This window comes from Actinomadura keratinilytica, from assembly GCF_039539665.1.
GTDB lineage: Bacteria > Actinomycetota > Actinomycetes > Streptosporangiales > Streptosporangiaceae > Spirillospora > Spirillospora keratinilytica.
This window is the reverse complement of record NZ_BAABDO010000205.1, coordinates 1-5,800: the sequence shown is the minus strand read 5'-3', so window position 1 is coordinate 5,800 and position 5,800 is coordinate 1. Positions and strand designations below refer to the sequence as shown.

The following is a 5,800-nucleotide window of genomic DNA, read 5'->3' as shown; positions in this document are numbered from 1 at the left end:
CAGCAGGCGCCCGCCGAGCAGGCCGCCCCGGCGGCCGCGCCGCAGGCGGCGCCCGCCCGGCCGCAGGCCGACGAGGACGTCGAGGTCGTCCCGCTCAACCGGTTCCGCAAGGTCGCGGCGCGCAGGCTCACCGAGAGCAAGCGCAACGCGCCGCACTTCTACCTCAACCGCGAGGTGGACGCGGCGAAGCTGGTGGAGTTCCGCGCCACGCTGAACGAGGCGCTGGCCCCCGCCAAGGTCAGCCTCAACGACCTGGTGGTGAAGGCGTGCGCCACCGCGCTGCGCGAGTTCCCCGAGGTGAACGTGTCGTTCACCGAGGAGAACCTGCTGCGGCACAAGCGGGTGCACATCGGCGTCGCGGTCGCGGTGGACGACGGCCTGGTGGTCCCGGTGATCCGGGACGCCGACCGCAAGAGCGTCTCGCGGATCGGCGCCGAGACCCGCGAGCTGGCCGGGCGGGCCCGCGAGGGCAGGCTGACCCCGCAGGAGATGAGCGGCGGCACGTTCAGCGTCAGCAACCTGGGCATGTTCGGCGTGGACAGCTTCTCGGCCGTCATCAACCCGCCGGAGGCCGCGATCCTGGCGGTCGGCGCGGTGCGCGACGAGCCGGTGGTGCGCGACGGGCAGGTCGTGCCGGGCAAGCGCATGGCGGTGACGCTGTCGGTGGACCACCGCGCCTGCGACGGCGCGACCGGCGCCCGCTTCCTCGCCCGCCTGGTCGAGCTGCTGGAGAACCCGCTGCTGATCGTCGCCTGACGGACGGACGCGAGAGGATCGCCTGACCCCGGGGCCGAGGGGTCAGGCGATCCTCGTTTCCGGGACGGCCGCGGCACGCCTCCCCGAGCGTCACCCGCGTGCCGGCGCCGCGCCGGAGCCCGTGTCGCGGCGGGTCAGCCGACCGCGCAGCTCACCGCCGGCCAGTTCCAGTTGCCGTTGTGCATGATGGTGAAGCCGAAGGTGTTGCCGCTGCCGTTGGGCCGCATCGTCATCACGTTGCCGGTGGAGTCCCAGGTCGGCGACCCGTTCCAGGTCGCGATGATCTTCTGCGGGTACTGGACGCGGACCGTGACGACCCAGTTGTTCGTCCCCGACACCGCGACCGACAGGTTGAACCGGTCGTTCCACTGCTGGCCGGGGATGATCGTCGCGGTGCACTCGTCGGTGGGCGGCTCCTCGGTGGAGCCGTTCAGGGCCGCCAGGACGGCGTTGTAGGCCGGCTTCTTGTTGTAGTTGCTGTCGAACAGCAGCGGGGTGCCGCTGGCGCGCCAGGAGTAGTGGTCGGGGATGCCCCACACGGTGATGCCGGTGCAGCGGGACACCGCCAGGCACGCCTGCACGACCCTGCGGTAGTTGTCGGCCTGGGCGCTGCCGGACCCCTCGATGTCCAGCTCGGTGATCTGCACGTCCACGCCCAGCGCCGCGAACTGCTCGATGTTCTGCTGGTAGTTGGACGGCACCGGGGACTGGGCGTTGAAGTGCGACTGCAGGCCCACGCAGTCGATCGGCACGCCGCGCGCCTTGAAGTCGCGGACCATGTTGTAGACGGCCCGGGTCTTGGCGGCGTTGGCGTCGTCGATGTTGTAGTCGTTGTAGCAGAGTTTGGCGTTCGGGTCGGCGGCGCGGGCGGTGCGGAACGCCTCCTCGATGTAGCCGTCGCCGAGGCGCTGCTGGAAGACCGACTGGCGGCGGGCGCCGCTGCCGCCGTCCTCGAACGCCTCGTTCACCACGTCCCAGGAATGGATCTTGCCGCGGTAGTGGCCCATCACCTGGTTGATGTGGTTGTTCATCGCCGAGCGCACGTCGTTCGCCGACGGCAGGCCGCTCACCCAGCCGGGCAGCTGCGAGTGCCACACCAGCGTGTGCCCGCGGATCTTCATGCCGCGGCTCTGCGCGTGGTTGACGATGCGGTCGGCGTTGCCGAAGTTGAACGACCCGCGGGACGGCTCGGTGGCGTCCCATTTCATCTCGTTCTCGGGGGTGACGGAGGTGAACTCGCGGTCGAGCACGGTGACGTACTGCGACTCGCCGAGGTGATTGGCGGCGACCGCGGCGCCGAAGTAGCGGCCGGTCTGCGCGGCCGCCTCGCCGAGTGTGCTCGCCGCCGCGTCGGCCGGCGGTGCCACCGCGGCCGCGACGCCCATCGCGACGACGCCCGCGGCGCCCGTCGCGAGCGCCTTCCGAATGACGCCTCTGAGCATGTGCGGTTCCCTTCTGGAACAGGGGGGCGGGAACACCCGGGCTCCTCAGCGGACCGGCCCTGCCCGGGGAGGCTCATTGTGAATTCCTTCCGGAATGGCGTCAACACGGGCGTGAAACCTTTCAGCGCATTGCTCGCGCAAAGCGCCGCCACGCTGGCCCACAATACTCCGGAAAGAAGTCTCCGAAACTTTCGGGAATCGGCGAAAGTTTCGGAGTCGTCGAAACTTTCGCGGGCGGGCGGAACTTTCGGTTCCGGGCGAATGCCCCCGCGCCGCGGCCGGGGCGAGGGGGCATTCGCGCGCTCGGATCGGTCAGGAGACGGGGCGCAGCCGCCATTGCTGGCAGGCGTTGTCCAGCCAGGACCACTGGCGCACGTCGGTGCCGTCGGCGGTGCCGCAGTCGGCCACGTCCAGCACCTTGCCGCTGTTGGCGTTGGCGATGCGGACCCAGCCGCCCTCGTCCGTGGCGATCGGGCGGAACCGCTGGCAGGCGTTGTCCAGCCAGGACCACTGGCGCACGTCGGTGCCGTCGGCGGTGCCGCAGTCGGCCACGTCCAGCACCTTGCCGCCGGCGACGTTGACCAGGCGGCTGGTGTCGTCGCCGAGGTCCTCCCAGCGCCACTGCTGGGCGGTGGTGCCGTTGCACGTCCACTGGCGGACGTCGGCGCCGTCGGCGGACGAGCCGTTCGCCAGGTCCAGGCACTTGCCGCTGTTGCGGTTGACGACGGTGTAGGCGGTGGGGGTGGCGGCGGTCTCGCCGGACGGGCCGTCCAGGGTGGTGCCCGTCGCGACCGGCGCACCGAGGGCGGGGGTGCCGTCGGCGTTCCAGCCGATCTTCTGGGCGCGGGTGGTGCGGCCGTTGTCGCAGCCGCCGGACGCCGAGGAGTTGGCGTGGTAGACGATCCACGTCTCGGTGCCGTCCGGCGAGGTGAAGAAGCCGTTGTGCCTGGGGGCGTAGACCCCGGCGGAGTCGTTGCGCTGGAAGACCGGCTGCGGCTTCTTCGTCCACGACGACGCGCTCAGCGGATCGCCGCCGTTGTAGGTGAGCTGGCCGAGTTTGTAGTCGGGCCCCCAGCAGGCGCTGGCCGAGTAGATGACGAAGGTCCGGCCGCCGCGCCGGAGCGCCACCGGCGCCTCGTTGACGGCGCCGCTCTGCACCTCCCAGTCGTATTCGGGCGAGGAGATGAGCGAGAACGGCCCCGACACGGTGTACGGGTCGGACATCGGCGCGATGACCAGGCTCTGCGCGCTGCCGCCGATGAAGCCGCTGCCGAGCAGGTAGAGGCGTCCGTTCAGGCGCAGCAGGCTCGCGTCGATGAGCCACCCGTTCAGGCCGAGGCCGGCGCCGGTGAGCATGTTGCGGTACCGGTACGGGCCCATGGGGTCGGCGCCGACGCTCTCCAGCACGTGCGTGCGCTGCGAGTCGCAGCACGGCTCGCCGACCGCGCCCGCCGAGTAGTACAGGTACCACCGGCCGTCGACGAAATGCAGTTCGGGCGCCCAGAAGTTGGTGCCGCGGGAGGCGGTCGCGTCCGCCCAGACCTGGACGCTCGGCGCGGTGGCCAGGCCCGCCAGCGTGGGCGAGCGGCGCATCTGCAGTTCGCCGGTGAACGTGGTCGTGATCAGGTAGTAGTCCCCGTCGTGGTGGACGATCCAGGGGTCGGCGCCCTTCACGCTCTTGATCGGGTTGGTGAACGGGCGTCCCGGGGCGGCCGAGGCGGGTGCGGCGAAGAGCGCCGACAGCAGCACCAGCACGGCGGCCAGGACGAGCGAACGGCGTTTCATCGTCGGTTCCTCGTCGCGTCCTATTCGAGCCGGAAGGTCGCGTCGGCGCGGCCGAGGTCGTCGGCGGCCGCGGTGATCCTGAGCTGGAAGTACTGGTGCCGCAGGTACTCTCCCGGCCGGCTCACCGATTCGAAGGAGACGGCCTGCGCGTCGGCCAGCCCGGCGCGCTGCCGGAAGGAGGCGTCGGCGGCGAAAGCGGCGGACCCGTCGTTCCTCTCCAGCCGCACCTCGGCGCCCTGGCGGCGCAGGAAGTGGCCGGGGTCGTCGGCCGATTCCAGCGCGACGGTTCCGCTCCCGGTCAGGCCCGGCACGATCCTGAACTGGGACGCCGGCAGGTCGTCGGTTCCGGATTCCAGCACGACCTGGGAGCCGCGGTGCCGGATGTGGTGCTCGGGGTAGTTGTGGGCGGCCAGGCGGTACGGGGTGGCGCCGTCGCTCACCGGAATCCCGAAATTGGGGCTGCCGTCGGCGTTCCAGTAGAGCTTCTGCACCCGGGTGCGGCGGTTCGGGTCGTCCAGGGGGTCGCCGACGATGTCCCTGTAGTCGCGGTCGTGGTACACCAGGATGTCGCTGAGCCCGTCCTCGGACGTGGTGAAGGAGTTGTGCCCCGGACCGTACTGGCCGGTGGCGTCGTTGCCGGTGAACACCGGCTGCGGGTTCTTGGTCCAGGACGCCGGGTCCAGCAGGTCGGCGGACGACGGCGCGGACAGCAGGCCCATGCAGTAATTGCTGTCGGTGGCGCTGGCCGAGAACGTCATCCACACCCGGCCGTTCCGTTCGATGACCGCCGGCCCCTCGTTCACCTTGAAGCCGCGGGTCTCCCAGTCGTAGGTGGGCGTCGACAGCAGCGCGGGCTGCCCGCTGATGGTCCACGGATCGGCCATCTTGGCGATGTAGATGCCGGAGTTGATGTCGGTGCCCGGCGGATTCTGCGCCCACACGAGATAGCGCGTGCCGCGGTGGGTGAACGTGGTCGCGTCCAGGGAGAAGGTGTCCCAGGGAGTGGCGATGCGCCCCTTTTCCTGCCAGGTTCCGGTGAACGGGTCGGACGCCGCGTTCTCCAGCACGTACATGCGGATCCGCCAGACGTCCTCGGCGTTTCCGGCGGCGAAGTAGACGTACCAGCGGCCGTCGATGAAGTGGATTTCCGGAGCCCAGATGTGGGCGCCCATCTCACCGGTCGGGTGCTTGGTCCAGATCACTTTTTCCGGCGCCGTCGCCAGCCCCTGGATGGTGGTGGAGCGGCGCAGGATGATGCGGTCGTACTCGGGGACGGTCGCGGTGTAGTAGTAGTGGCCGTCGGTGTGTTTGAAGATGTGCGGATCGGCCCGCTGCTCCACCAGCGGATTGGTGTACCGCACCCCCGGCGCCGCCGCCGCGGCGGTTTTGGGCGCGGCCGTTGCGGGAACGGCGCCGAGCGCACTTGCGAACAGCGCGCAAAGCACGAGGGGAACGATTCTGCGCACGGAAAAGAACTCCGGCATCGCGGAACTCCTCAGGTCACGGCCTGACGGATCCGGCACTTCGCGAAATGCCACAGGAAAGCGCTTGCCGCGACTGTAGACGCCCATTCCCCACCCGTCAACGCCCGTCCCCGCCGGCCCCGCGGCCCCCGCCGCGCGGCTCCGGAGGCGCGGCGATGACGGTTCCGCGGCCCCGCGCCGCCGCCCGACGGTTCGCGGCCCCGCCGGTTCGCGGCCGGGGCGGCGGACGGCGGATGCGGCGGCTGGATGGCGGGCCGCTTCCGTGGTGGGCTTGAGCGGCGGGCGCCGCCGCAAGTCGGATCGTAGCCATGTCGTTCTGTGAGCCAAGGAGTT

4 protein-coding genes are annotated in these 5,800 nt (G+C 70.6%); 1 reads left to right on the top strand and 3 read right to left on the bottom strand.

Annotation, left to right across the window (positions count from 1 at the left end; genetic code table 11):
- Positions 1-756: dihydrolipoamide acetyltransferase family protein (locus ABD879_RS31725; protein WP_345025461.1), on the top strand; the 756-nt coding region annotated here is incomplete at its 5' end.
- A 134-nt stretch (positions 757-890) separates the two neighbouring features.
- On the opposite strand, the gene ABD879_RS31720 is transcribed toward ABD879_RS31725, so the two are convergent.
- The 3 genes from ABD879_RS31720 to ABD879_RS31710 all read right to left on the bottom strand — a co-directional run bounded on the left by ABD879_RS31720 (position 891) and on the right by ABD879_RS31710 (position 5,344).
- Positions 891-2,198, bottom strand: a complete 1,308-nt coding sequence (locus ABD879_RS31720) for a glycoside hydrolase family 10 protein (RefSeq protein WP_345025460.1) — start codon at positions 2,196-2,198, stop codon at positions 891-893.
- A 312-nt stretch (positions 2,199-2,510) separates the two neighbouring features.
- The gene (locus ABD879_RS31715) at positions 2,511-3,983 is read right to left on the bottom strand and encodes a family 43 glycosylhydrolase (protein WP_345025459.1); all 1,473 of its coding nucleotides are present in this window, start codon (positions 3,981-3,983) and stop codon (positions 2,511-2,513) included.
- 20 nt (positions 3,984-4,003) lie between these two features.
- Positions 4,004-5,344, bottom strand: coding sequence for a family 43 glycosylhydrolase (locus tag ABD879_RS31710; protein ID WP_345025458.1), 1,341 nt, complete (start codon positions 5,342-5,344; stop codon positions 4,004-4,006).
- Positions 5,345-5,800 lie beyond the last annotated feature (456 nt).

What these genes read in the sequence shown, in the direction of transcription:
- ABD879_RS31715 (WP_345025459.1), bottom strand. Translation starts at nt 3,983, where the DNA reads ATGAAACGCCGTTCGCTCGTCCTGGCCGCCGTGCTGGTGCTGCTGTCG.
- ABD879_RS31720 (WP_345025460.1), bottom strand. Translation starts at nt 2,198, where the DNA reads ATGCTCAGAGGCGTCATTCGGAAGGCGCTCGCGACGGGCGCCGCGGGC.